General features: G+C 43.1%; 29 protein-coding genes and 1 other annotated feature. Of the genes, 18 read left to right on the forward strand and 11 right to left on the reverse strand.

From position 1 onward, the window contains the following. Positions 1-132 precede the first annotated feature (132 nt). Entirely contained in the window at positions 133-303 is a 171-nt protein-coding gene (locus JOD21_RS18035) for a Fe3+ hydroxamate ABC transporter substrate-binding protein (RefSeq protein ID WP_204730908.1), read from the reverse strand. A 113-nt stretch (positions 304-416) separates the two neighbouring features. Here JOD21_RS18035 and JOD21_RS18040 point away from each other — a divergent pair, with 113 nt between their 5' ends. From JOD21_RS18040 to JOD21_RS18050, 3 genes are read left to right on the forward strand one after another with little or no spacing between them, the layout of a single operon-like run. After that, positions 417-782, forward strand: a complete 366-nt coding sequence (locus JOD21_RS18040; protein ID WP_204730909.1) for a VOC family protein — start codon at positions 417-419, stop codon at positions 780-782. Positions 783-794: 12 nt separating this feature from the next. After that, a complete protein-coding gene (locus JOD21_RS18045) occupies positions 795-1,208 on the forward strand; it encodes a VOC family protein (RefSeq protein ID WP_204730910.1) in 414 nt (137 codons plus the stop codon). Then, complete coding sequence (locus JOD21_RS18050; protein WP_204730911.1) at positions 1,205-1,585, forward strand: hypothetical protein; 381 nt, start codon at positions 1,205-1,207, stop codon at positions 1,583-1,585. Before JOD21_RS18045 ends, JOD21_RS18050 begins: the two co-directional genes overlap by 4 nt. Positions 1,586-1,692: 107 nt before the next feature. Here JOD21_RS18050 and JOD21_RS18055 read toward each other — a convergent pair whose 3' ends face one another. Together JOD21_RS18055 and JOD21_RS18060 are read right to left on the reverse strand one after the other, a co-directional pair. Further along, the gene (locus tag JOD21_RS18055; protein ID WP_204730912.1) at positions 1,693-2,454 is read right to left on the reverse strand and encodes an MBL fold metallo-hydrolase; all 762 of its coding nucleotides are present in this window, start codon (positions 2,452-2,454) and stop codon (positions 1,693-1,695) included. Between the two features lie 83 nt (positions 2,455-2,537). Then, entirely contained in the window at positions 2,538-2,909 is a 372-nt protein-coding gene (locus tag JOD21_RS18060) for a VOC family protein (protein ID WP_204730913.1), read from the reverse strand. Positions 2,910-3,021: 112 nt separating this feature from the next. Between JOD21_RS18060 and JOD21_RS18065 the strand changes: the two genes are divergently transcribed. Together JOD21_RS18065 and argS are read left to right on the forward strand one after the other, a co-directional pair. Beyond that, entirely contained in the window at positions 3,022-3,852 is an 831-nt protein-coding gene (locus JOD21_RS18065; protein ID WP_204730914.1) for a DUF2785 domain-containing protein, read from the forward strand. 112 nt (positions 3,853-3,964) lie between these two features. Then, positions 3,965-4,176: a binding site (T-box leader), on the forward strand. A gap of 48 nt (positions 4,177-4,224) precedes the next feature. After that, positions 4,225-5,913: an arginine--tRNA ligase gene (argS, locus tag JOD21_RS18070; protein ID WP_204730915.1), complete on the forward strand. Its 1,689-nt coding sequence runs from the start codon at positions 4,225-4,227 to the stop codon at positions 5,911-5,913. Between the two features lie 51 nt (positions 5,914-5,964). On the opposite strand, the gene JOD21_RS18075 is transcribed toward argS, so the two are convergent. The 3 genes from JOD21_RS18075 to JOD21_RS18085 all read right to left on the reverse strand — a co-directional run bounded on the left by JOD21_RS18075 (position 5,965) and on the right by JOD21_RS18085 (position 7,600). Next, positions 5,965-6,783, reverse strand: a complete 819-nt coding sequence (locus JOD21_RS18075) for a GNAT family N-acetyltransferase (protein WP_204730916.1) — start codon at positions 6,781-6,783, stop codon at positions 5,965-5,967. A 165-nt stretch (positions 6,784-6,948) separates the two neighbouring features. Continuing rightward, positions 6,949-7,404: a DUF3278 domain-containing protein gene (locus JOD21_RS18080; protein WP_204730917.1), complete on the reverse strand. Its 456-nt coding sequence runs from the start codon at positions 7,402-7,404 to the stop codon at positions 6,949-6,951. A 1-nt stretch (position 7,405) separates the two neighbouring features. After that, positions 7,406-7,600: a helix-turn-helix transcriptional regulator gene (locus JOD21_RS18085; protein ID WP_204730918.1), complete on the reverse strand. Its 195-nt coding sequence runs from the start codon at positions 7,598-7,600 to the stop codon at positions 7,406-7,408. 175 nt (positions 7,601-7,775) lie between these two features. Between JOD21_RS18085 and JOD21_RS18090 the strand changes: the two genes are divergently transcribed. Next, positions 7,776-9,683 carry a 3'-5' exonuclease gene (locus JOD21_RS18090; protein WP_204730919.1) on the forward strand — a complete coding sequence of 636 codons (1,908 nt, stop codon included), beginning with the start codon at positions 7,776-7,778 and terminating at the stop codon, positions 9,681-9,683. Between the two features lie 89 nt (positions 9,684-9,772). Further along, complete coding sequence (locus JOD21_RS18095; RefSeq protein ID WP_204730920.1) at positions 9,773-12,646, forward strand: DEAD/DEAH box helicase; 2,874 nt, start codon at positions 9,773-9,775, stop codon at positions 12,644-12,646. Between the two features lie 24 nt (positions 12,647-12,670). On the opposite strand, the gene JOD21_RS18100 is transcribed toward JOD21_RS18095, so the two are convergent. Further along, on the reverse strand, positions 12,671-13,072 hold the full coding sequence (locus JOD21_RS18100) for a (deoxy)nucleoside triphosphate pyrophosphohydrolase (RefSeq protein ID WP_204730921.1): 402 nt from the start codon (positions 13,070-13,072) through the stop codon (positions 12,671-12,673). A gap of 119 nt (positions 13,073-13,191) precedes the next feature. On the opposite strand from JOD21_RS18100, the gene JOD21_RS18105 reads away from it, so the two are divergent. Together JOD21_RS18105 and JOD21_RS18110 are read left to right on the forward strand one after the other, a co-directional pair. Continuing rightward, entirely contained in the window at positions 13,192-13,377 is a 186-nt protein-coding gene (locus JOD21_RS18105) for a hypothetical protein (protein ID WP_204730922.1), read from the forward strand. 3 nt (positions 13,378-13,380) lie between these two features. Continuing rightward, positions 13,381-13,668 (forward strand): hypothetical protein, encoded by a 288-nt coding sequence (locus JOD21_RS18110; RefSeq protein ID WP_204730923.1) that lies wholly within the window; start codon positions 13,381-13,383, stop codon positions 13,666-13,668. Between the two features lie 48 nt (positions 13,669-13,716). On the opposite strand, the gene paiA is transcribed toward JOD21_RS18110, so the two are convergent. Continuing rightward, positions 13,717-14,235, reverse strand: coding sequence for a spermidine/spermine N(1)-acetyltransferase (paiA, locus tag JOD21_RS18115; protein ID WP_204730924.1), 519 nt, complete (start codon positions 14,233-14,235; stop codon positions 13,717-13,719). Between the two features lie 91 nt (positions 14,236-14,326). Between paiA and JOD21_RS18120 the strand changes: the two genes are divergently transcribed. Further along, on the forward strand, positions 14,327-14,713 hold the full coding sequence (locus JOD21_RS18120) for a VOC family protein (protein ID WP_204730925.1): 387 nt from the start codon (positions 14,327-14,329) through the stop codon (positions 14,711-14,713). 88 nt (positions 14,714-14,801) lie between these two features. Here the strand turns inward: JOD21_RS18120 and JOD21_RS18125 are convergent, their stop codons facing one another. Genes JOD21_RS18125 through JOD21_RS18135 form a run of 3 tightly spaced genes read right to left on the reverse strand, consistent with a single transcriptional unit; the run spans position 14,802 to position 16,504 of the window. Then, positions 14,802-15,557, reverse strand: coding sequence for an alpha/beta hydrolase (locus JOD21_RS18125; RefSeq protein WP_204730926.1), 756 nt, complete (start codon positions 15,555-15,557; stop codon positions 14,802-14,804). 25 nt (positions 15,558-15,582) lie between these two features. Continuing rightward, a complete protein-coding gene (locus tag JOD21_RS18130) occupies positions 15,583-15,888 on the reverse strand; it encodes a nucleotide pyrophosphohydrolase (RefSeq protein WP_204730927.1) in 306 nt (101 codons plus the stop codon). 46 nt (positions 15,889-15,934) lie between these two features. Beyond that, complete coding sequence (locus JOD21_RS18135; protein ID WP_204730928.1) at positions 15,935-16,504, reverse strand: sugar O-acetyltransferase; 570 nt, start codon at positions 16,502-16,504, stop codon at positions 15,935-15,937. Between the two features lie 221 nt (positions 16,505-16,725). Between JOD21_RS18135 and JOD21_RS18140 the strand changes: the two genes are divergently transcribed. The 8 genes from JOD21_RS18140 to JOD21_RS18175 all read left to right on the forward strand — a co-directional run bounded on the left by JOD21_RS18140 (position 16,726) and on the right by JOD21_RS18175 (position 25,399). Further along, positions 16,726-17,793, forward strand: coding sequence for a M42 family metallopeptidase (locus tag JOD21_RS18140; protein ID WP_204730929.1), 1,068 nt, complete (start codon positions 16,726-16,728; stop codon positions 17,791-17,793). A 306-nt stretch (positions 17,794-18,099) separates the two neighbouring features. Further along, entirely contained in the window at positions 18,100-19,524 is a 1,425-nt protein-coding gene (gene nhaC / locus JOD21_RS18145) for a Na+/H+ antiporter NhaC (RefSeq protein ID WP_239581689.1), read from the forward strand. 141 nt (positions 19,525-19,665) lie between these two features. Next, entirely contained in the window at positions 19,666-20,556 is an 891-nt protein-coding gene (locus JOD21_RS18150; RefSeq protein WP_204730930.1) for an N-acyl homoserine lactonase family protein, read from the forward strand. Positions 20,557-20,701: 145 nt separating this feature from the next. After that, positions 20,702-21,433 carry a sulfite exporter TauE/SafE family protein gene (locus JOD21_RS18155; protein WP_204730931.1) on the forward strand — a complete coding sequence of 244 codons (732 nt, stop codon included), beginning with the start codon at positions 20,702-20,704 and terminating at the stop codon, positions 21,431-21,433. 175 nt (positions 21,434-21,608) lie between these two features. Next, a complete protein-coding gene (locus JOD21_RS18160) occupies positions 21,609-22,778 on the forward strand; it encodes an MFS transporter (protein ID WP_204730932.1) in 1,170 nt (389 codons plus the stop codon). Positions 22,779-22,903: 125 nt separating this feature from the next. Then, positions 22,904-23,404: a hypothetical protein gene (locus JOD21_RS18165; RefSeq protein ID WP_204730933.1), complete on the forward strand. Its 501-nt coding sequence runs from the start codon at positions 22,904-22,906 to the stop codon at positions 23,402-23,404. A 33-nt stretch (positions 23,405-23,437) separates the two neighbouring features. Next, positions 23,438-23,620: a hypothetical protein gene (locus JOD21_RS18170; RefSeq protein WP_204730934.1), complete on the forward strand. Its 183-nt coding sequence runs from the start codon at positions 23,438-23,440 to the stop codon at positions 23,618-23,620. A gap of 243 nt (positions 23,621-23,863) precedes the next feature. After that, the gene (locus JOD21_RS18175; protein ID WP_204730935.1) at positions 23,864-25,399 is read left to right on the forward strand and encodes a malate:quinone oxidoreductase; all 1,536 of its coding nucleotides are present in this window, start codon (positions 23,864-23,866) and stop codon (positions 25,397-25,399) included. The last annotated feature ends 265 nt before the right edge of the window (positions 25,400-25,664 follow it).

Genomic DNA, 25,664 nt, shown 5'->3' on the forward strand with positions numbered 1-25,664 from the left:
GGGGGGGGTGGCGGGGTTGGTGGCGGGGGGGGGTTTGTTTTTTCCAATTTGTGTTTTGTTTTTGGCTGGGGGGGGGCCGTCTCCGCCCTCCGGGCGCCCCCCCCCCCCCCCCCAACTCCGTCCCCAAATCGATCAGCCTTTCTTTTCAAAACAACTTTCACACAGAAACGAAGCCTCGTTCCGCAAATAGGCTTTGATCTCTGTAAAACCTTTTCTTTTTGGGTAGCGCAGCTTTGCATACACCTGCTCGCCGTCTTCGATTTCTTTCCCGCAATTCATACACTTTGGTGGATCAAATAACATGTCTAAACCCTCCTGTTCTTTCCGTTTTTTGTAAGGTATTATATAAGTTGAGTGTAGCTTATATGCTGCAGACATACAAATTCATTTGGGGAAATGGAAGGGAGCAATCAAAGATGATTCAGCAGGTCAGACAGATTGGTATACCGGTGAAAGATGTGAAGCGGGCGACAGCATTTTATGGAGAAACGTTGGGTCTTCAGCTGTTATTTGAAACAGAAAATATGGCATTTTTTGAACAGAACGGTCTTCGGCTGATGCTGACATTGCCGGAAAATGAGTCATTTGATCATCCGGGGTCAGTGATTTATTTTAGCGTGGAGGATATCGAAGAAGCCTATCAAAAAATTGAGGATAAGGGCATTTCCTTTCTGGATCAGCCGCACTTGGTAGCGAAAATGAATGAGACAGAAACCTGGATGACCTTTTTTAAAGACACGGAAGGAAATACACATGCACTCATGAGTGAAGTGTCGGTATAGGGGGAAGCTGGAATGGAAAATCAGTTAATCAGAGTTGGCACTACCTACATTCCTGTATCAGATCCGCGGGTATCTGCAGTCTGGTATAAAGAAAAGCTTGGTGCAAAGGTGAACTACAAGGATCAGGATAAAGCAATTATAGATCTGGCTGGTCAAAGCTTTTTTCTCGTAAAAGCATCTGAGAATGAAAAGGCCAACTTTTTCGATCAAAAGGGTGCTGAACGCTTCTCGCTTACTTTTGAAGTGGATGGGATCGAGTCTTTAAAATCGTTCCATCATACATTACATTCATTGGGTGTAAAGACTGGTGTGATTGAAAATAGAGGACATGCCGGGAGAAACTTTGTGTTTTCAGACCCGGATGGCAATTTGTTTGATGTGTGGAGTGAGTTGAGTGCTGTTTTTAAAAAGGCGGGGAACCGTTGAAAACAGTTAAATTAAACCGGTCACAAATGACGATTGCCATCCTGACTCTCACTGTTGTCGCATTTGCTGTCCTGCAAATAAAAGACATGATGCAAAAACCCGATAACAGTCTCACTCTCTATCAGGAAATAGCTTTTGCAGATGATATGGAGGCGGTTGAAGCGTTAATGCTTGAAGGGTATGAAGAAAATTTAAATCCTGAAGCGGTAGAGTATATGATGCGTGCGGATCGCCAGGCGCTTGGAATTGAGCAGTTTACACTCGTTGATTTTCACGATAGAACTTATCTGGTAGAATCTTCGCCGGGAACTGATCAGCTTTATATCTTAAATATTGAAGAGCTTCCTGAAGAAATACGGGACTATTTTGAAGAATAGCGTATCGGTTATGCGGGGAGCGTGAGAGGCGAAACCGGGGACGGAGTTGGCACTGCGATGACCTCGTAGTATTAACTCCGTCCCCAAACCTCTCCGGAAAGCAGAACTCAAAAAGACAGTGCTTCCCCGTCATCCGGCACAGTCAATCTGCCGGCAAACTCCTTCTCCTCAGCAAAAGCTTTCAATTCTTTCCGTGGTAGGGCCCAGTGGTTCACAGCTTCCATATGAACCGCTATGATCGCTGCGTTTGGAGCAGCTTTCGATGTTTCAAATACGTCATCTTTCCCCATCACAAGTGAACCGCCTTCAAGAAACTGATTATCCCCGGCGTTCAGCACGATGACTTCCGGCTGATGCGTGCGGATTTCTTTCTCAATTCCTTCATACCAGACTGTATCACCAGCGATATAAAGGGACTTTTCACTTTCATGTCTGAAGACTACTCCGCTCACTTGGCCAATCATTTCCAGGATTTCGCCTCTGCCGTGCTGACCCTCTGTTTTGATCAGTTGAACGCCTTCAAACTCCGACTGTTCCGTAAGTACCTCTACATTTTCAAAGCCGTCGTTTCTTACTTTTTCAGCATCTTCCGCGTTTTGCACAAAAACCTTTATCCCTTTTGGCAGCAATTCTTTTGCCGCGTCATCATAATGGTCGAGATGAAGATGCGTTAAGATCACAGCGTCGATGTCCTGAATGATCTCATTGATTGATACCGGCAGTTCAACCAGCGGATTTTTCTGATCCTGTCTGGCTGAGTTTTGAAAAGGCGGATAGGTATCCTTTTTAGCTAAAAACGGGTCCACAAGAAACTTTTTGCCTGCATAATGAATAACGAGTGTGGCATTTCTGATTAATTGGATATTCATTGAAAATCAGCTCCTGTTTCTGAAAGTTACTGCTATTTTATAACACAATCTAAAAAAGCTTTAAGAATTAGATTGGTCAGGTTTTATCTGTGCTGATCAATTAAAATCGGGTTGCCGTCAGGGTCTTCAATTGTAAAGCTGGCTGGTCCGGAGCCATTTTCGTCCGCCTCGCTGGTTAATGTGACACCAGCTACCTTTAATTGTTTCTGCAGTTCACGCACATCAGTAAAAGAATCCGTATTCTCTGCGTTCTGATCCCAGCCTGGATTGAATGTAAGAATGTTTTTTTCAAACATCCCCTGAAATAAACCGATAACTGTATCGCCATTCTTTAAAATTAACCAGTTTTGCTCGATGTCTCCACCTAATGTCTGGAACCCCAATTTCTCATAAAAGTCCTTTGACGCCTGAATATCTTTTACAGCTAAACTGATTGAAAAAGCACCTAGTTGCATGTGATAACCTCCATCGGAAATTTTGTTATGGAAGCAACTTCGACAATTGAGGGTGGAAGTCCTTTCGTTTCTTGTATTGTAGTAAAATATAGACAGCAAAGGAGGCTGGACAGTGGAATTAAAAGCTGAACTGGAGAAATTACATAATGAAGCATTTGAGCAATCAGATGATCAGAAACTACAATTGCTTTTAGATGAAATGGTCAGACAGATAGGTTCCATTGACCCTTACTTAAGAGATGAACTAATCTACCCGGCATTTGTTAAGCTGATTACGAATGAAAAGCTGACAGCGCCGCAATGTAAGCATCTGATGGAAGTATGTGCGGATCAATTATTCTATAAAATTGGAGAAGATCAGTCTGACTCTGTATTTACGCGTTCGTTTTCAGCTTTAGTCGTTGCTGTTCTGATTTCATATGATTCAACAGCAGCTATATTATCTGAAGAAGATTTTAAACAGGCTTTTCTAAAAAGTCATACATACTTAAGGAATGAAAAAGACACAAGAGGGTTTGTGGAGGAGAAGGGCTGGGCACACAGTATTGCGCACGGAGCTGATTTGCTCGGGGCATGCGTCAGCCATCCAATGTTTGAATCAGAAGATATCGGCGAAGTTCTGATTACATTGCAGGCATGTCTTTTCAAAAAAGCAACCTTCATTGATGACGAAGATGAGCGGCTGGCTCTCGTAATTGAATCGTTAATAGTTAAATATATGGATGATAAAACAATCAGAAACTGGCTATCAAAAGTGGTCGCTTCACTTGATTCAGTCTTTGAGCGCGAAGGCTTCTCAAACCAATATTTCCGTACCAAATTCAATGTTCTCAATTTCCTGAAAACCCTATACTTCAGGTTGGATGTTCAAGGTGGTACAGCATTGTCGAAGGATTATATTGCCGAGAATCTTCATAGATTTCACCAGCAGGTGTATGGTTAAAGAGATTTGGGGACGGAGTTCACACTACGAAGTCTGACCTCGTAGTGCGAACTCCGTCCCCAAAAAAGAAAGGTATTGTATTTTCCAACACAATGGCTATAATAGGTAAAAACAAACGTCAATGACAAAGAGAGTAGCTGTCTGTGGATGTGAAGCGAGCCGGGGGTGGTGGGAGCCCGGTTGTGAAGCAGTTAGTGAAGCGCACTTTGGAGATGCAGCACTGAAAGGGAGTAGGAGCTGCCGGGGAGAACCCCGTTATCAATTTGAGTGGTTGTACAAACAATTAGAGTGGTACCGCGGACGAATGATACGCCCGTCTCTTTTCCTGTGAGGAGAAGAGGCGGGCGTTTTTTATTTAGAGGAGGAATATTGATGAATTATCAATCATTATTTGCAGAAGCGCTGAATGAACAGCTGAAAGATCAATTGGATCATGGGAAAGTCTATCAGTTAATTGAAAAACCGAAATATAAAGAGATGGGGGATTTTGCGTTCCCGTGTTTTGAGCTTGCGAAGGTTTTTCGGAAGTCACCTCACGAGATCGCACTTGAGCTGTCAGAGCAGATTGCGTTACCGGGCACATTTACAAAAATTGAAGCAGCTGGCGGTTATGTAAATGTCTTTTTAAATAAGAGTCAGGTGTCATCTTCTGTTGTGGAAGAAGTAATTAAGAAAAAAGAACATTATGGCACGCAGAATCAAGGTGATAGCGCAGTTATTACAATTGATTTTTCATCGCCCAATATCGCCAAACCCTTTTCAATGGGACACCTGCGCTCGACAGTGATTGGTCATTCGCTTGCGCGGATTGCTGAAAAGAATGGCTTTGAGGTTGTACGGATCAACCATTTAGGAGATTGGGGTACGCAGTTTGGGAAGCTGATTGCGGCTTATAAGCTTTGGGGAGACGAAGAAAAGATTCGTGAACATCCGATTAAGGAGCTGTTGAAGCTGTATGTACAGTTTCATGATGAAGCGGAGCATGATTCCTCTCTGATTGATGCGGGACGTCTGTGGTTTAAGCGGCTTGAAGACGGCGATCAGGACGCGCTCGCTCTTTGGAAATGGTTCAGAGATGAATCGCTGAAGGAATTTAACAGTATTTATCAGCTGCTTGGGGTCTCTTTTGATTCGGTACAGGGTGAAGCGTTTTACAATGATAAAATGGATCGTGTTGTGCAGCTGCTTGAAGAGAAAGAGCTTTTAGTAGAGTCCGACGGGGCACTGGTGGTAGAGACTGCAGAAGGAATGCCTCCCTGTCTGATTAAAAAGAAGGATGGGACGACATTGTATGCGACGCGGGATCTTGCAGCGGCGATCTATCGTCATGAAACATACGGATCTGAGCAGTCATTGTATGTTGTGGGCAATGAGCAGACACTTCATTTTAAGCAGCTGTTTGATGTGCTTCAGAAGATGGGGTATGACTGGAGTGAGGGGCTGTCGCACGTTCCGTTTGGAATGATGCTAAAAGACGGCAAGAAAATGTCAACGCGTAAAGGAAAAGTGGTGCTTCTTGAAGAGGTGCTGAAAGAAGCAGTCAGTCTTGCGCGACAGAATATTGCAGATAAAAACCCTTCACTTGCTGATCAGGAGCAGGTCGCACACCAGGTAGGGACAGGTGCGGTCATTTTCCATGATTTAAAAAACCACCGTTTGAATGATGTGGAATTCTCACTGGACGCAATGTTGAAGTTTGAGGGGGAGACCGGTCCATATGTACAGTACACGCATGCGCGGGCATCTTCTATTTTGAGAAAAGGTGCGTATCAGGAGAAAGCTGATGGGTTGATGTTTTCAGATGAAGCGGCCTGGCCTGTCGTTAAATGCCTGATGGATTTCTCTGAAGCGATCAAGCGTTCATTCGACGGGAATGACCCGTCACAGACAGCCAAATACGTCCTTGAACTGGCAAAATCATTTAACCAGTACTATGGGAATGTCCGGATACTGGATGCTGTTGAAGGGAGACAGGAAAAGCTGTCGCTTGTTCATGCGGTTCAGGTTGTATTGAAGGAAGGGCTGCGTTTGCTTGGGGTGGAAGCGCCTGAGGAGATGTAGTACCTGGAAATCGGGGACGGAGTTGGCACTACGAGGTCTGACCTCGTAGTGTTAACTCCGTCCCCATTTGAAATAATCCTGGGCATGATATACCTCAAACCCACATGATTCATAAAGCTTCAAAGGTCCTTTATTCTCTGCTTCCACCTCAAGATGAACCTCACGCCCGCCATATTGCAGCTGATGAAGCACACTTAAAAGTGCATGTCTGCCAATTCCTATTCCTCTTAATTCTTTAGAAACCACAAATCCGTATATCCAGTACTGATCATTCATTAAGTGAACTCTGAGTTTGCCGGCAGGTTGACCTTCCCATTCAATGATAGATGACGTTGTAGATTCATCTGCAGCTTCCGCATCAAAGAATTGCTCCACTTCTTCACGTGGAATTGAAAACCCGTCAGCATCCAGATCGATTTGAAATGCACGGTCAGCTGGCTGCGATTTGCGTAAAGTGAGCTTTTCAGAGGGAGGTGACAATTCGTTATTGTTCCACTTCATCTGGTATTCAGTCATTTTATAAACCGCACCGGTCTTTTGAATAAATGCCTGCCCGGGTACTGATGAAGCTGGGGCATTCAGTAGAACAGTGTTATATCCCGTCTCCCTTATAAACTCAATTGCTTCTTTAAAAAGTGATGTGAAAATCCCCTTTTTCCTGAAGTCAGGATGAACCATCCCGCAAACTTCTGCAGTCATCCCAAAATCATATACACCAAGGTAGCCGATCAACTGGCCATTTTCAGTATGTTGAAATACCTTTACCCCATTTCCACTCTCGATCGTGTTTTCATTCAGCTTCAGCTGTATCTGATCATACTGCTCGCATATTGCTTTAAGTTCTGTGATTTTTTTAAATGTGTCTGCCATGCTTTTCACTTCTTTTCTTTGAGTAAGTTTGTATGAGACTATTTTATACCAATTTGGGGACGGAGTTAACACTTCGAAGTCTGACCTCGTAGTGCCAACTCCGTCCCAAAATTTTTAGGGTGGTATGGGGCAAAAAATTTCCGGCATTTACCGGAAGTTTTTTAATTATACAAGCTCTTTATTCTTATGATAGGAGCGCTTTAATGAGATAAAGCTTGAAACGAACATGAATAGTACGGCTGTTGTCAGTAAACCTATGACCTCAAACCACTCACTGATTGTGGTCGGAATCTCGATAATAAACATATACGATACCAGAAAAATGAATGCAAAAGTAAACATTCTGACCAGTATCACTTTTCGTTCTTTCTCATATGCTTTTTCTGTGGCAACAACTGTGTACTCAATTCCGGAAATGATGTATCTGGCTCCAACATACAACACAAAAACGCCCATCGAAATAAGCAGAACAGTCTCAGCGTCCAATGTCAGATACCGATTAATAAAAGTCATCACAATCAAAGATAAAAAAAGAAGAACAGCGCCTTCAGCAAGGAATGTCAGTATTTTTTTCTCCTTATACTCATCATCAGGTAATAAGAACCCTATCCACGTTTTCATATCAATCAACCTCCCAAAATAAGTCATCAAGCGTTTTATTCAGCTCTTTTGCGATCGCTACACATAATTGAAGACTCGGGTTATACTCCCCTTTTTCAATCAGCCCAATCGTCTGCCTCGTGACCCCTGTCCGTTTGGCCAATTGTTCCTGTGTAATTGAAGCATTCATCCTTGTTATTTTCACATTGTTTTTCATAGTTTCACCCACGTGATGTAAGATATAGTTTGCATATGCAATTTATATGTTACATTCCAAATGTGTAATTGTCAATCTCTTCTAAGTAGTAACCCTATGTAATCCAAAAATATGTAAAAATAACAGGAGTTATATAGTATAATAGACGCAAATGTCGAAAAGTGGAGGGTTGCAAATGGCATATACAGTACCGGAAACGATCAGATCAACTGCTACTGCGGGTGAACGGCTTCTTTTCAGAACGCTAAAAGACTATCTGCCTGATGATTATATTGTCTACTATGAACCTAATATACTTGGGCGCCGTCCTGATTTTGTGATTGTGGGACCGGACCTTGGACTGGTTGTTCTTGAAGTGAAGGACTATACAAAGGGGACGTTGTTCCAGCTGAACCAGGATGAGTGGATGATTGTGTCTTCTTCAGGTGAGCAGGTTAAAACGAAAAGTCCGATGCTGCAGGCGCGGGAAAATATGTTTCATCTGGTCAATGCACTGAAAAAAGATAAGAACCTGCTTCAGCTTGAAGGAAAGTTCGCTTCACACCTGAAGTTTCCATATGGTTCGGGTGCTGTATTTACCCGTTTGACGCAAAAAGATTTTATTCAGCATGACCTTTACCGTGTTGTGGACCCTTCCCTTTCGTTAACGAGAGATGAAATTAATCCGGATGATGAGTCTTTTTCAGAAGAAATTTTAGTTGAGAAGATATTAAATATGTTTACGGTGCCTTATCGTTTGAGAGAGCCTTTGACGAAAGAGGATATTGATGCGATCCGCTATCACCTGTTTCCTGAGGTGAGAATCAGTGCTGAATTCAAACCGCCATCGCCGTATCAGGATCAGCTTCTATTGTCTTTACATGACGTGAAGGCGATGGATCTTCATCAGGAAAATATGGCAAAGCAGATTGGTGATCAGAACAGGTTAATCCGCGGTGTGGCAGGAAGTGGAAAGACACTTGTGTTAGCGAGTCGTGCAAAATTGCTCACAAAAGATCATCCGGATTGGAAAATACTGATTCTGTGTTACAACATTTCACTGTCACGTTTTATTGAACAGATGATTGCGCAAATGATGACAGAGCCTGATAACCTTTTTGATTTTGATCAGGAAGCTGACCTGGCAAAACATCAGATTCAAGTGAGAAATTTCCACGCCTGGTTGAAGCATGACGTGAAGTGTAAAGAACAGGACATCCCGGTGATGGTGGAAAAACTGAGGAAAAAAGAAGCGATTCTGCCTAAATATGATGCCATTCTGATCGATGAGGGACAGGACTTTGAACCGGAATGGTTTGAGCTTGTCAGTGAGCTGTTGAATCCTGATACAAAGTCGCTTTTACTGGTGGAAGACCGAGCCCAGTCCATTTATAAAAGAAAGCGAAGTTATGTTCAGGATACCGGACTTGATTTCCGGGGGCGGTCAAAGATCCTGAGTATCAATTACCGCAACACCGCTCAGATTGTAAAGTTCGCATGGGATTTTTATCAGGCGCAGTCAGCACTGAAAAATAAGGTCGTGGCAAAAGAGCTGGATGGTGAAATTATTGCGCCTCAAAGCACCAAACGAAAAGGCTTTGAGCCGGCAATTCTTAAAACGGATTCTTTTCAAAAAGAAGCAAATATTGTTGCAAGGCAAATGAAGAAGCTGCATGAGCAGAAGAAAATCCCTTATTCTGAAATGCTCGTCCTCTATCGTGTGAAAAAAACATACGATATGAACTATATTGATGTTCTTCAGCGTGAAATGAAAAAAGCAGGCATCAGCTACTATTGGCTCACCGAAAATAGTGAATCAAAGCGTAACTTCCAGAAAGATGATCAGATGGTCAAGATCAGTACCATTGAAAGCAGCAAGGGACTTGATTTTCAGGCCGTCTTTATTGTGAATATCGATAATATGCCATTCGTGCTGCAGGATGATGTGGAACGGGAAGCGTCTCTGCTCTATATCGGGATGACCAGAGCAAAAGAATATTTATGCTTGTCTTATTCGGGAGAGTCGGTGTTTACGGAGTATTTTGATGGGTTGATGGCTGAAAGGAAAGCGTTGGCAGGTGATGAACGAAATGAGGTGAACTAATTGGGGACGGAGTTGGCACTACAAGGTCTGACCTCGTAGTGTTAACTCCATAACCGAACTGTTTATCAACTAGGAAGGGTTGAAAGAATATGAATCAGATGATTAAGCAGCTTCAACATTCACTCGAAAAAGGGTTCATTAATAGAAACCACACAAAGTTCAGCCGTTTTCAGCCTGAGCTTCTTGTGAATCAGCCAGGGAAGCGTCAGGATGTTTTAACTTCTTTAACTGATGAACTCAAAGCCTGTCAGTCATTTTTATTCTCTGTTGCATTTATAACAGAAAGTGGGCTGGCAACCTTAAAGTCTTATCTGCTGGATCTTCACGAAAAAGGCATAAAGGGAAAAATACTTACATCCACCTACCAATATTTTAATCAGCCAAAGATTTTTAGAGAACTATTAAAACTGAAAAATGTAGAAGTTAGAATTGCTGAAGTGGAAGGGTTCCATTCAAAGGGCTATATTTTTCAGCATGATGAGTATTATTCCTTAATCGTTGGAAGTTCTAATCTCACAGCGAATGCTCTTAAAGTGAATTATGAGTGGAATGTAAAAATGACTTCTCATGAAAATGGAGATATTGTTCATCACTTCAGAGATCAGTTCCAGGGTATGTGGGAACAGTCAGTAATACTAAATTCACAGTGGATTGAGAACTATGAAAAAGCTTTTTATGAACAATTACCGGACCGTGTTGCAGAGTTTCCCGGCACGTATACAGTTAATAAGGTGAAAGATGCACTAGAGATTGACCCAAACAAAATGCAGGATGCTGCACTTCAGGGAATTGCAGATATTAGACATTCAAATGAGAAGCGGGCGCTGATTGTCTCCGCAACAGGAACAGGGAAGACGTATCTGGCTGCATTTGACGTGAGAAGGGTGCGTCCGAAGAGAATGCTATTTGTGGTTCACAGAGAACAGATTTTAAAAAAAGCAAAAGCGGATTTTCAGCGGGTACTTGGGGGAGATGAAACGGAATTTGGCATTCTTTCAGGCACAAGTCGCGATACAACTGCGAAATATTTATTTGCTACCGTGCAAACAATGTCAAAGCCTGAAACAATGGCGCAATTTGATCCTGAAGTATTTGATTACATATTAATTGACGAGAGCCATAGAGCAGGATCACAAACCTATCAGCGAATGATTGATTACTTTAAACCTGCTTTTATGCTTGGCATGACTGCAACTCCCGAAAGAACAGATGGGTATGATCTGTTTAAATTATTTCATTATAATATTGCATATGAGATCAGGCTTCAGGAAGCACTAGAAGAAGACATGCTTTGTCCGTTTCATTATTTTGGCGTGACTGACTTAGAAATTGATGGAACAGAGCGCGAAACAGAGCTATTTAGTCACCTTTTATCGGAAGAGCGTGTAAATCAGATCTTGGAAAAAACAGATTACTATGGACATTCGGGTGGACGTGTATGCGGATTGATGTTTTGTAGCTCAAAGCGGGAGGCTTATGCATTATCACTTGAATTGAATAAGAGAGGTTACAGAACGACTGCACTCACAGGAGATGATTCACAAGATAAGCGTTCTGAAGAAGTGACCAGGCTTGAAGAGGGGCAGTTGGATTACATTCTAACTGTCGATATTTTCAATGAGGGTATTGATATCCCGAGTGTGAATCAGGTCGTGATGTTAAGGCAAACGGAATCCAGTATAATTTTCATCCAGCAGCTTGGCCGAGGATTAAGAAAACATGATACGAAGGATTTCGTAACGGTCATTGATTTTATCGGAAATTATCAAAATAATTATCTGATTCCAATTGCGCTTTCTGGTGACCGCTCTCAAAATAAAGATGCTGTTAGAAGAAAAATGATTGATCGAAGTTATATTAAAGGAACATCAACCATTAACTTTGAAGCAATCGCAAAAGAAAGAGTTTATGCTTCTATTCAGCAAGCGAAATTGACGCATATGTCTGTTATGAAGGATGCTTATCAGGAACTGAAAAACAGAATTGGTCGGATCCCGATGATGGAGGACTTTTATGACCATCATTCAATTGATCCAGTGGTAATTGCTGATAAAAAAGATCACTACGGAACATTCTTGACCGTGATGAAGGAAGAAACACCTGCATTATCGCAACATCATCATCAGGTGCTTACTTTTCTATCAAAAGAAATACTATCTGGTAAAAGAATTCATGAGGCATTGTTATTATGGAATTTGATAGAAGCAGATAAAATAAACGTTGCGAGCTTCAAAGAGATCTTAGAACGTGAAGGTGCAAGGTCTGATATTAACACGGTAAAATCAATGGATCGGGTATTGAACCTTACTTTCTTTAAGACTGCAGACCAAATAAAATACGGTAACGAGCCATTGATCGTATTAAAAGACGACCAGTATACTCTTTCTGGAAAATTAAAAGAATTATTAGAAAATCAGTGGTTTGAAAAACTTGTAAAAGATGTTCTTGCAGTTTCATTAAAAAGAGGAAAACGTTATGATCAGAGCGTTCCTTTAACTAGACTTCAGAAATATTCGCGTAAAGATGCGTGCTGGCTGCTGAATTGGGATAAGGATGAGCAGTCAACAATTTATGGATATAAAACCAAGCATAAGACGTGCCCGATTTTTGTAACCTATCACAAGCAGGATGATGTTGAAGCAAGTGTTAACTATGGAGATACATTCATTAATCCTGAAGTTTTTCACTGGTATACCAGAAGTCGCAGAAGAATGACATCAAGCGAAGTATTAGAAATTACAGAGTCACAGAAAAGAGGAAATACACTACATCTGTTTGTCAAAAAAGACGATGATGAGGGTGGAGACTTTTATTATGCTGGTGAAGTGACACCTGATTCTGGTTCAGTGGAAGAAACGGTGATGCAAAGCGGCGATGAAAGCCTGCCGGTTGTAACGATGAATCTGATGCTAAAAGAGAGCATAGACCGTCAAATCTATGATTACCTGCATGAACAAACATAAAAGCAAAGGGGGTGCCCTTTGCTTTTATACTTTTATCTGGTTCATTACATCTTTAACAGCCGGAATATCAGCAGGTGCCCATATCAACGAGTCGAGGTTTTCGCGTGGCATCCAGATTAATTTAGCATGCTCTGTTGCTACTGGTGTTCCTTCAACAAGTTCAGCTTTAAGAGAAATTAGTTCAATGATAAACGAATCATATTCATGTATGTTTTCATTAATTATATCATAAGCCTTGATCTCACATTCAAGCTCTTCAGCGATTTCTCGCTCAAGTGCCTCCTGCAGGTTTTCTCCTTCTTCAACTTTTCCGCCAGGGAACTCCCACATGTTAGGGATTGCCATATTATGAGCCCGCAAAGCGCATAAAATTTCACTTTTTTCGTTCTCAATCACTGCAGCTACAACTTTTACTTTCTTTTTCATTTCGACAACTCCTGATCTGTTTATTATAAGTTCATCTTAACATAAGCATACAGCGCGTTAATTCCCAGTCAATTCCTGTTATAATAGATACAATGATTTTCCGTAAAGGAGCCCACAATATGAAAAGTCTTATCTCCTATTTCAAACAAAGAAGATTCCGTAACCATTTCATCAATACGTTATATGAATTTCACGGGTTATTGCTTTCAAATATAAACGAAAAAAAGATTAAGAAGGCGCAAAAGCAGAATCAGCCGATTGAGCCACATGATCTGAGAATGATCAGGGGCGCGCGCATTGTATAAAAGGTGCAGAAAATAGCAGGACGCAGTGATGGAGCTGAGCTGCTTGCGAATCTGCTGTATTCCGAAACCATTTTGATGAGACAGGTGCTGCAGGCTAAAAAGGATGGGTTATCCATCAAAAATGAAACCATTCAGGAGTCGATTGAGGAAATTGCAATCGGATTTGAGAAGACAGTCGAGCATTTTTATGAACTGCGGACCGAGGGAATGAGAGAGGAAATGAAGATCGGCAGGGAGCTGAGAGCGCAGAGAGAACGAATGACAGCGCATAAAAGAATTGACCATAAGTAAAGGATATAAGGCTTATAAACAGCTTTATATCCTTTATTGTTTTTGCAGCTAATCCAGCTGCTTTTTCATAATCAGATCAAACTGCTCTTCATCACCCATGTAAAACGAGTGAACGCCCGTTTCCACGAATCCGTTTCTCTTGTAAAAAGCGATCGCTCCTTCATTCTTCTCCCATACGCCAAGCCAGATCATCGTTTTTTGATGAATATTAGCGGTCTGTATCGCTTTTTTAAGCAGGTGCTTGCCGAGCCCGCTTTTCTGATGCGTCTTTCGAATATATATTCGTTCTATCTCAAGCGATTCATCGCCCATTTCTTCGGATTGAGCCGCTTCAATATTTACTTTCAAATAACCGGCAATCTCATTATTTGCATATATAAAGAAAAAAGTGGAGAGCGGGTTGTTCAATTCATTTTCTAACCGCTCCCGGGTGAATGCTTTATCAAGATAAGCCTTCATATTTTCCGGGCTGTTCTGATTCTTGAAAGTATCATTGAATGTTTCATAGCTGATGTTTTGTAGAACTGAAAGATCATCAGGCGTGCAGGTTTTAATTTGTATGTCCATACGTTTCTACTCCTTTACAGTTCGGTATATCATTTTTTTGATAATATAAAGCTAGCACATTTAGCCTTGAATGCATAAGAGGAGTGAGACAATGATTCATCATATCGAACTGTATGTATCAGATTTAAAGAAATCCACTGTATTCTGGGGGTGGCTGCTTGAAGAGCTTGGCTACGAGTTGTTTCAGGAGTGGGAGAGCGGGAGAAGCTGGAAATATGGTGAAACGTATCTCGTATTTGTCCAGACAGAAGAAGCCTATCAGGACGTCCCGTATCATCGTAAACGCACAGGACTCAACCACCTGGCCTTTCATGCGGATTCCAGAAAGCACGTTGATCAGCTGACAGAAAAATTGAGAGCTGAAGGAATCCCAATCTTATATGAAGACCGCCATCCATTTGCAGGCGGAGAGGATTATTATGCGGTATTTTTTGAGGACCCTGACCGGATGAAGGTTGAAGTGGTGGCGCAAAAGTAGAGATACGGCAAATAAAATGGTCGAGATTTATCGTTGTTAGAAGCATGCATAAAAAAGCCCCTGTTCACAGTGAACAAGGGCTCAACTTTCACAGCCACTCCATCACACGCTGAATCTTCATATCCCAATAACTCCAGTTGTGATCCCCAGGCTCCTCTTCATAAGTCAGGTCCAGGCCCTTTTCTTCAGCAAGCTTCTTAAAACGAATATTATCTTCATATAGAAAGTCCTCTGTTCCACACGCCTGAAAAAGTCTTGGCAGCTCTCCGGATGCGTTTTTTACCAAATGTAACAAGTCATTTTCAGTCCCGGTAAGGTCTGCGTGATCACCGAAGGCATTATCGTACTTTCTGTCTTTTCGCACGCGGTCCGCCATATCAAGCGCACCTGACAGTGAAGCCGCTGCCGCAAACTTTTCAGGCTTACGCAGTGCGAGCTTGAATGCGCCATATCCGCCCATCGAGAGACCGGCTGCAAAAGTGTCTTCTCTTTTAGTGGAAACGGGAAACGTTGCTTCGATAAAAGCGGGCAGTTCTTCGCTGATATAAGTCCAGTAGTCGTGCCCATGCTTCATATCTGTATAAGCGCTGAGGTCCGCACTCGGCATTACAACAGCAATTCCCTTCTCATTTGCATACCGTTCAATCGACGACCAGCGCATCCAGCATGAGTAGTCATCTGAAGCCCCATGAAGCAGGTAGAGCACTGGAAACTTTCGGCTGCCGTATGAATATGTATGTTCTTCTGATAATGCTTTTTGATCCAAGCTGATTGGTAATACGACATTCACAGCTGTCTGAATGCCAAGTGCTGCAGATGACAGGTTGATTTCAAATAAAGGCATCGCGATCGCTCCTTTTTAGTAAAAGTTATTTTTTAGCAGGATACTTGATCCCGTTCTTCTTAATCTTTTCTCTGATAATCTCTTCAACGTCCAACTCGAGCACGCTGCTGAGGGTTAATGCATAGATCATCACGTCTGCAATTTCGTCTTTGATATTTTCTATATTCTGCTCAATCGCCTGTTCACTGCTTTTCCACTGGAAATCCTCAAGCAGCTCTGAGGCTTCAATGGATAGTGAGATCGCTAAATCCTTCGGGTTATGTGCTTCTCCCCAGTTTCTTTCTTCACGGAAGTCGTTGATAGATTGAATGATTTCATCGATTTGAGTCAATATTGTCAGTCCTTTGCTTATTATTTTCTTTCTATACTCAGGAATGTCATATGGATTCAGAGGCAATCTCCTTAATCACTCTCGCCGGATTACCGCCAACGACTACATTAGCCGGTACATCTTTCGTTACGACAGCGCCCGAAGCAATCACTGCGTTATCACCGACTGTAATTCCAGGATTAATGACTGCATTGCCGCCAATCCACACGTTATGGCCAAATGTGATCGGCTTTGCATACTCCCTGCCTGAATTCCGTTCAGCGGGATCAAGGGGGTGGGTCGCCGTATAAATTTGCACACCTGGTGCGAGCATACAGTTATCGCCAAAACGGACCTCACACACATCTAAAATTGTGCAGTCAAAATTAGCAAAGAAATTCTCCCCAACGTGCGTATTGTAGCCGTAGTCAAAGCGTATATTCGGCTCCATATATACGTGATTGCCAGTTGAGCCAAGCAGGTCCTTCAGCATCTCAATACGCTGCTCCCCTTCAGATTCAGTGGTCTGATTGAACAAGCGGACCTTCCTTCTTGCCTCCTCACGCTCTTTCATTAAAACTGGATCAGCCGGGTCATACATTTCTCCAGCAAGCATTTTTTGTTTTTCAGTTGTCATTTGATTCACCTTTTCTGGACGGATTTTGATCTTAGTTTCTCATTTTTTGGGTGGGAAGGCTAGTTTGGGGATGAAGTGTGCATTGTAGGGACGGAGGTTAAAGTGTCATCTCATGACACTTTAACCTCCGTCCCCAGCATGTACACCACCAACAATCAATGTTTCGCATTACTAAATAACAGAGTATAATACTCGTTAATACATTTAAAGGAGGAATCAGCATGCAGCAGCTATTAGAACAATTAACCGCCCTGCACGGACCCAGTGGCCATGAGCAGCCGGTCAGTAAATGGGTGAGGGATACGGTAAAACCTTTAGTGGATGAGGTGAAAGTGGATGCGCTTGGTAATGTGATTGCGGTGAAGAAGGGCGCTCGGCAGGGTCCTGCGATGGTGATGACAGCGCATATGGATGAGGTTGGTTTTATCGTGAAGAAGATTGAAGAGAGTGGCCTGCTCCGGTTTGAGAAGCTTGGAGGGAATGATGACAGGCTTCTGTTAACCCAGAAGGTTCAGCTGCGTACAAAAAGCGGGCTGTTAACCGGCGTAATTGGCAGTATTTCTGCTCACTATGCAAAGTTTGATGATGCCGGAAAGGTACGTAATCATCGTCAGCTATACATAGATATTGGTGCGAAAAACAAGGAGCACGCGATTGAACTCGGTGTAGAAGTCGGAACGCCCGTTACATGGAAGCCTGATATGGAGTTTTTGGGTAATGAAACGACAGGACGTTTTGTCGGAAAAGGCTTTGATGACCGTGCAGGCTGTGCGGTATTGATTCAGACGCTACAGGAGCTTCAGGACGAGGATTTTGCCGGAACGGTAACAGCTGTTTTTACTGTTCAGGAAGAGGTTGGTTTACGCGGAGCACAGGTTGCTGCAAGACAGGTGGAAGCGGATGTGGCAATTGCGCTTGATACAACAGCGGTCAGTGATACGCCTGAAGAAACGATGGATGCATCTCTGGCGCTCGGTGCAGGTACAGGGATCAAAGTGCTTGATTTCAGCCTGATTTCTCATCCTGCTGTAAAAGAAAAACTGATCCGTTTAGCAAATGACAACAAAATAACTTATCAGCTTGAAGTATTCCCGGGCATCGGTACAGACGGCGGCGCGATGAGCTTAGCTAATCACGGCATTCCAACCGGCGTATTATCTATTCCGTCCCGTTATGCACACTCACCGGTTGAAGTGATTGATATGGAGGACCTGGTTGCGACGAAGGAGCTGCTGAAGGCGTTTGTTTTGGATTTGAGCGAGAAGAGCGGGTTTGATTTTATTAATTGATAGGTGATGTGCCATGCGGGGACGGAGGTGAAAGTGTCACCAGATGACATTTTTCACCTCCGTCCCCCTCATATACATATACACCAGTATTTCAGCGTATTTATAAGAAAAACACGAATGAACGTACGCTCAGTATACATAATTCCTCGGATAAACCGTATATTCATGCAATACATAAATTTACTGAAAATTCTTTTTAAAGTATAATGATCTTATACCTGCGAAAAAAATAGTGCTCTATAAGTGGGATTATTTTAATCGCATAAAATATTTTAGAATAATAGATAGATAAAAAGGAGTGGTTGGTTGGAACCCGATATTAAAAACGATATTCAAAAACCGTCATTTACGTATGCAATGCTGATCCTCGCAGCAGCGATCGCTGTTGTATCAGTCGGTATTTTAGTATTTGATGCACCTATTCAAATTCTGATGTTTATCAGTATGCTTGTGGTTATGCCGTTTATGCTGAAGCTCGGCTTTACTTATAAGCAGATTGAGAAATCGATGTTTGAGTCGATGGGGAAGGCGCTCCAGCCTGTACTGATTCTTTTAACCGTCGGAATTTTAATCGGTGCATGGATTGCTTCAGGAACTGTGCCAACACTGATCTATTATGGTGTTGAAGCTATTTCACCACAGTATTTTCTGGTCACAACGTTATTGTTCTGTTCTCTTGTCGCAGTGGCAACCGGTACGTCTTGGGGGACGATCGGTACTGCCGGAATTGCGATGATGGGTGTTGGGGCAGCACTTGGCATTCCTGCAGGAATTACAGCAGGTGCCATTGTCAGTGGTGCGTACTTTGGGGATAAAATGTCGCCGCTTTCAGATACAACAAACCTTGCGCCGGCTGTAACCGGTGGAGATCTGTTCTCGCATATCAGACACATGCTCTGGACAACTGTTCCGGCGTATATTATTACTGCGATCATTTTTACAGTCATCGGCCTTCAGTACAACGGTTCAGTGAACGCTGAGTCTGTTGCACAGATGACAACTTATCTGAGTGAAAACTTCAGTCTCGGTCTTGTGCCGTTAATTCCTGTTGTTGTACTAATTACATTGCTGATGATGAAAAAGCCTGCGATTCCTGCAATCTTTATTGGCGCTGCTACTGGTGGTGTCGTGGCGATTTTCGCCCAGGGATTCAGCTTCAGTGAAACAATTGCTACGTTTTACAACGGTTACACAGTGGAATCGGGCATTGAAATTGTTGACAGCCTGCTGATCCGTGGCGGACTTGTAAGTATGCTCGCTCTTGTAGCACTATTCTTATTTGCACTTGGCCTTGGCGGTATGCTGGCTGAAGCAGGTGTACTTGAAGCAATGATTGCTTCATTCGCTGAAAAGATTCAGCACACAGGCGTACTTGTTTTCGTTACAAGTGTAGTCAGCTACTTCACGCTTGCAATCGGTGGCTCTGTTTACTTCTCTACTGTGATGGGTGGGACCCTGATGAAGCCGATCTTTGACAGGTTGAACCTGAAGCCTGAAAACCTGTCACGTGTACTTGAAGATACAGGTACACAGAGTGCCGCACTCCTTCCGTGGACAGGAAGCGGACTATATACAGCCGGCGCACTTGGTGTCGCAACAGTCGCTTATCTGCCATTCTGTTTTCTTGCATTCGTCACACCAATCGTTTCAATTTTCTACGGTATCACTGGTCTGACAATGACAAAACAGGAAGACGATGACGTAGTTGAAAAGGATGCACAAACTGCATAATAGAATGATTGAAAAACCGCTCTGGAGAGGGCGGTTTTTTTATGAGGGATGTGCTTGCACATTCCCAACACCTCCAGCCATCTCACACCCCATCAGAACATTTTATAATAAAGCTACACTTAAAACGGGAGGGCGACAATCATGCTGGTATATGAGAATAGATTATCTGGTGTCCGGGTGCATGCGTTTTCGACTGGTCAGGTTGCTGTAAAAAAGCCGTATCGTCAGTGGAGAGGGGTGGAGGCGCTGAGAATTCCGGCCCTGGTAGCTTCTCCTTCATGGACGGAGTGGTTGCCTGTGTGGAGTTATCTGGTGGAGCTTCCTGAACTGAAGGTGTTAATTGATACAGGTGAGACACCCCGTGTGAATGAGGAAGGCTGGTTTAAGGAACACAGTAAAAATGAGTGGCTGTTAAAACGGCTGATCCGCTTTAAGATTGAGGATTCCCAGGGGATTGGCGCACAGCTTCAGCGTGCGGGGATTGACCCTGCCAAGATTGATTATACGATCCTGACGCATTCACATACAGATCATGCCGGCGGTTTAGGCGATATTCCAGGCGTTCCGGTTGTCATGTCCAGAAAAGAATTTGATCAGTCGCAGCGATTTCTGCTTGGTGCGGTATCAGAAACATGGCCGACAGGAATTGAATTTAAACTGACAGATTTTCCTGAATCAGATGCATTATTCAAAGGTGCGGATCATTCACTGCATCCTCAGATCTCACTCGTATCAACGCCCGGTCATACAGATGGTCATTTATCAGTTATCGTAAAAGACGGTGACCTGTCATTGTTCTTTGCAGGCGATGTAACCTTTAATCAGGACCAGCTGGCTGATAAACGCATCCCGGGCATTTCTGCTTCCTTTGAGCATGCATACGCAACCATGGGCGCGATCCGCTCATATGCGCTTTACCATCCAACAATCTATCTGCCAACCCATGACCCGGATATCATCACACGACTTGATCAGCGAAAAACGTTAACAAGAAGCGAAGTCGTTACGTATACCGGGCAAAGGCCCGTTTGATATAGATGAGGCCGCGCAGTGATGCGTGGCTTTTTATTTATGCAGTACTTCAAACATAACCAAAACCAATCATAAGTCATCACATTTATCAATTTTACTTATGCTCTTACTCTTCATACAATAAAAGGTAAGAGGAGTGATGAGTATGGAGCTATTTTACATATTTATAACAGGTATCATCGCCACAACACTCGGCACACTCGCAGGAGGAGGCGGGCTGATCAGTCTGCCGGTCATGTTATTGCTGGGTTTGCCGGTGCATAGTGCGATTGGGGCGAATAAAGTATCTAACACTGTCAGTTCATTTTCAGCTTTTTTCTATCTTCTGCGTCATAAAAATATTAATTTAAAAGAGTCATTATGGATTATTCCTTTCAGTTTAACAGGAGGGATCACAGGGGGACTGATTGCGTCTGCACTGCAGGCTGAAAACCTGACGATTGTGGCAGTTATTCTATTAATTTTTGCATTAATTACCTCTTTTCTTAATAAGCGTACGTTCGAACATGATCAGACCTTAAGGAAAAGCGGGTTTGGAGCAGCGGGACTTTATGGGATCGGTATCTATGACGGTTTGTTCGGACCGGGTCAGGGTACACTCATGCTTTATCTCTTCAGCTGGCTGAAGGTCTCTTATCTGAAAGCTGTCGGGCTTGTGCGTCTCGCTACTTTTTCGAGTTGTTTTGGTGCAGCAGTGACTTATATTGCAGCAGGCCATATAATCTGGTCACTCACACTCGCTCTGCTTGCCGGTTCATTTCTGGGCGCACAGATGGGGGTCCGTCTGGCTAAACGCATGAAACCATCCCAGGTGAAGCCGCTTCTGAGAATCGTCACAGCCATATTAATCATTCAGCTGATCTTTGACCGAATTTAAAGTTTTATATAGAAATCCACATAATAATCTGAATATTCAGTTAAAGGTGATATAATGGATGATAACCACCACATAAAGGAGGAGTTGTTTATGAACACATATCCCCGTCCACCCAGTTAAAACATAGCATGTGAACCGCCACAGAACCTCTCTTATCAATACAGGAGAGGGGCGGATGAACGATGAGCGCAAAACGGAACATCAGAATGATTTATTTGATAGGTTTTTTTTTTCACTGATCCCTGCGTATGTCATTGAACGGTTATTTTGGGAAATGCGCGGAATGTCTGTACTGGACGTTGTTTTGACAGAGATTATTTTTGGTATTGTGATGTTGTCACTGGAAGTGCCCTCTGGTGTTCTGGCTGACCGGATCGGCAGGAAACCATTAATTGTAGCAGGTGTTTTTCTTGAAGGGCTTATGTTTGCAGTGCTGCTGATCGCAGATTCGTTCTGGCAATTCGGGCTTGCCATCGGATTTTCGGCAGCTGGAGCAGCCTTTTTGAGCGGAGCTGAAAATGCACTTCTCTATGATTCGCTGGCTGCGGTTCATAGAGAAGAAAAGTTTGACTGGCATCTCGGCAGACTGCAGGCAGTCAGAATGATTTCATTATTTGTTGCGGCTATGTCAGGAAGCTTTTTGCCTGGTTATTATCCATTAGAAATCAACTACTGGTTATCATTCGTCAGCACAATGACTGCTTTCTTGCTGACATTCTTTTTAAAAGATATCAAGCAGAAGAGTAGTGAAGCTGTAGATTCATTGTCAGGTCAAATTGCTGAAGCAGCCCGGTTCTTTATAAAGCAGCCTGCTCTGGTTTATTTATTGTTACTGGGTATGACAGTGGGGCTGGCAGCCGGATTTGTTGAAGAGTTCTGGCAGCTTTATCTGATCGATGCAGGGATCGGGCTCTCCTTTTTTGGGGTGTATTACGGAATCATACTGATCGTTCAGTTTCCAGGCGCTTTATTGGCCCACACTTTAAGAAAGAAATTTGGGAGGGAATGTTTATTAAAGATTGTGATCCTGACCGGTACAGCTGCATTGACTTTCTCTGCTTTCCAGGTGAATTGGAAAGGGGCCGCAGCCATCGTCCTCTTTTTACTGGCAGCAGGTGTGACCGAACCACTCATATTAGGTGCTCTTCATGAAAAAGCAGACAGCAGGATTAGAGCCACACTGGAATCCTTTCAGTCACTCGTGTTTAATGCAGTTCTTATAGCAATTGGAACAGCCTTCGGTTATATTGCCACTCATTTTACTCTCGCAATGAGCTTTATATTTCTTGCGTTAGTCAGTCTGATTCCATTGTTAATCAGGGTAGTTACTAAATTGAATCATTGAACGTGGTGAAAAGCAGTCTGTGGGGACGAAGGTTAAAGTGTCATAAGATGACGCTTTAACCTTCGTCCCCACTTTTTGGTATAATAGCCTAAAATCCTGCACCTCAGTCAGGGAGGAATATATCTATGTTCGAAAATATGAAGAAAAATATGAATGAACAGCGTTTCCGGGCAACGTTTGTGAAGGAGCTGCAGACGTTTGAGCGATCATTAAGAAACGGGGTTGGGGAAACCAAAGTCAGGAAAATTATCAAAAAGAAAATGAGTCCCGATGCGATGACGGGGATGATTGTGCGGACAATAGAGATGGCAGCGGAGATTAAAAAGATGGCAGTGAATAAGGATTCGATCGGGACGTATGCCAATCTTTTATACGCTGAGACGATTTTAATGCAAAAAGTAAACAAAGCTTCCGGGCAGGATCAGATTCCGATTACACATCCAACGCTGATCGAAGCGATTGATGAAGTCAGCAGAGGGTTTGAGAAGGCAATTGATCAATATCTTAAGCTGAAAACATCTGATGTAAAAGACGAGCTGGTCATCACGCGTGAGTTGAGAGGACAGCGTGAAAAATTAAGAAAAGAGATAGAGCGGCAGCGGAGTGCGGCAAACAGGCTGGAATAGCGGACGGTCAGTACAGTAAAAGAGGTTTTCCGGGTGGAAAGATTTTTAATGATATTTGGTCTCCTTGTTTTCACGGGAGGCTTTATTTTTTTCGTTATGAATCTTATTGGAGATTATGAAGATATCGTATTCATCGGGTCTGTTGTAGTTATGCTGAATGCAGCGATTGCGATCGGGGTTTCTGAGGTTCTTGGCAGGTTAAGCAAGGTTGATTGAGCGTAAATATAGTGTGGAGCATGGGGACGGAGGTTAAAGTGTCATGAAATGACACTTTAACCTCCGTCCCGACAGTACAACCCCTGCCATCAACCAAATAAACATTTAAAACAACCCCCTATAATGATACAATATTAATATGTAGAAATAGTTCGAAAAATGATATGTGTCCTGGATGAAGCTTCATTTGGCAGGGCATCTTAGCTTCTAAATAAAATCTTAATATACAAAAGGACGGTAAAAATGAGTAACAAACATATTAAATCAGACGTTATCTTAATTGGCGCCGGTATTATGAGTGCAACTTTGGGTTCTTTGCTGAAGGAGCTGGCTCCGGACTGGAATATTAAAGCTTTTGAACGCCTTGGCAGTGCAGGGGAGGAGAGCTCGAATGAATGGAATAATGCAGGAACGGGTCACTCTTCTTTATGTGAGCTGAATTATACGAATGAAATGCCTGACGGGACAATCGATGTAACGAAGGCGAATAAGGTAAATGAAGAGTTCCAGGTGTCAAAGCAGTTTTGGGCACATTTAGTAAACAGTGGCCTGATCAAAAATCCTAAGGAATTTATTATGGCGCTCCCTCATATGAGTCTTGTGCATGGTGAGAAAGATGTAACCTTCTTGAAAAACAGATTTAAAGCGCTTTCAGATAATCCGTTATTTTCAGGAATGGAGTATTCAGATGACCCTGAAAAGTTAAAGGAATGGATTCCGCTTATTATGGAGGATCGTCAGGTAAAAGAGCCGATTGCTGCGACGAAAATTGATGCGGGTACGGATGTGAACTTTGGAGCGCTGACGCGTAAGCTGTTTACTCATTTAGCTGAAGAGGGTGTATCTGTTAATTACAAGCATCAGGTGGATGATATGCAGCGCACGGAAGATGGCGGCTGGGAGCTGAAGATCCGGGACCTTGAAAACGATCGTCTTGAATATCATAAAGCAAAGTTTGTCTTTATCGGGGCAGGCGGTGGAAGCCTTCATTTACTTCAGAAGTCAGGCATTCCTGAAAGTAAAAACGTTGGCGGTTTCCCTGTCAGCGGACTCTTTATGGTGTGCAAAAAGCCTGAAATCGTTGAAAAGCACTATGCGAAAGTATACGGAAAGGCACCTGTTGGCGCGCCGCCAATGTCTGTGCCACACCTTGATACGCGGCTGATTGACGGAAAAGAATCACTATTTTTCGGTCCGTTCGCAGGCTTTTCACCAAAATTCCTGAAAACGGGTTCGAATATGGACCTCATTACTTCAGTGAAAAAAGACAACCTGACGACAATGATGGCAGCAGGTATGAAGAATATGCCGCTGACAAAATATCTGGTTGAACAGGTGCTGCAGTCTAAGGAACAGCGCATGGAGGCACTGCGTGAATTTGTGCCGAATGCAAAGAGTGAAGACTGGGAACTTGTTGTGGCAGGACAGCGTGTCCAGGTCATTAAGGATACAAAACAGGGCGGAAAAGGAACGCTTCAGTTCGGTACTGAAGTAATTAGCGGTGCGAATGGTTCAATTGCTGCTTTGCTTGGTGCTTCACCTGGGGCATCAACATCTGTATCTGTCATGCTTGACGTACTTGACCGCTGCTTCCCTGAGGAAATGAAGGGCTGGGAGCCGAAAATTAAAGAAATGATCCCATCGTACGGGAAAAATCTGCTTGACGATCCTGATCTCATTCAGGAGATTAATAAAACGACTTCAGATGCGCTAGGCCTGGTAAATGCCGGAGCAGCGCTTGCTGAGGATCCGATTAAAGCAGAAACGACCCCTGTGTAATTGAATTGAAACGCTGCAGCCTTTTTTATGCTGTGGCGTTTTTTTGTATTTCGGGGTTTGTAATGTGGATGGTTCGCAGAATAGACGTGATGGTTCTTAGAAAAAGGGGGGACGTTCAGAGAAATACAGCTCTTGTTCAAAGAAAAAACAATATGGTTCTTAGAAAAATGGTAAGCGTCAAAGCATTCACACGTTGATTACTTTCATGGTCATATTTGAGGCAACAGAAAAGCCGTACCCTTCCGGGACGGCTTTTCTCTAATGC

Origin of the sequence: Jeotgalibacillus terrae (assembly GCF_016908195.1) — a bacterium.
GTDB lineage: Bacteria > Bacillota > Bacilli > Bacillales > Jeotgalibacillaceae > Jeotgalibacillus > Jeotgalibacillus terrae.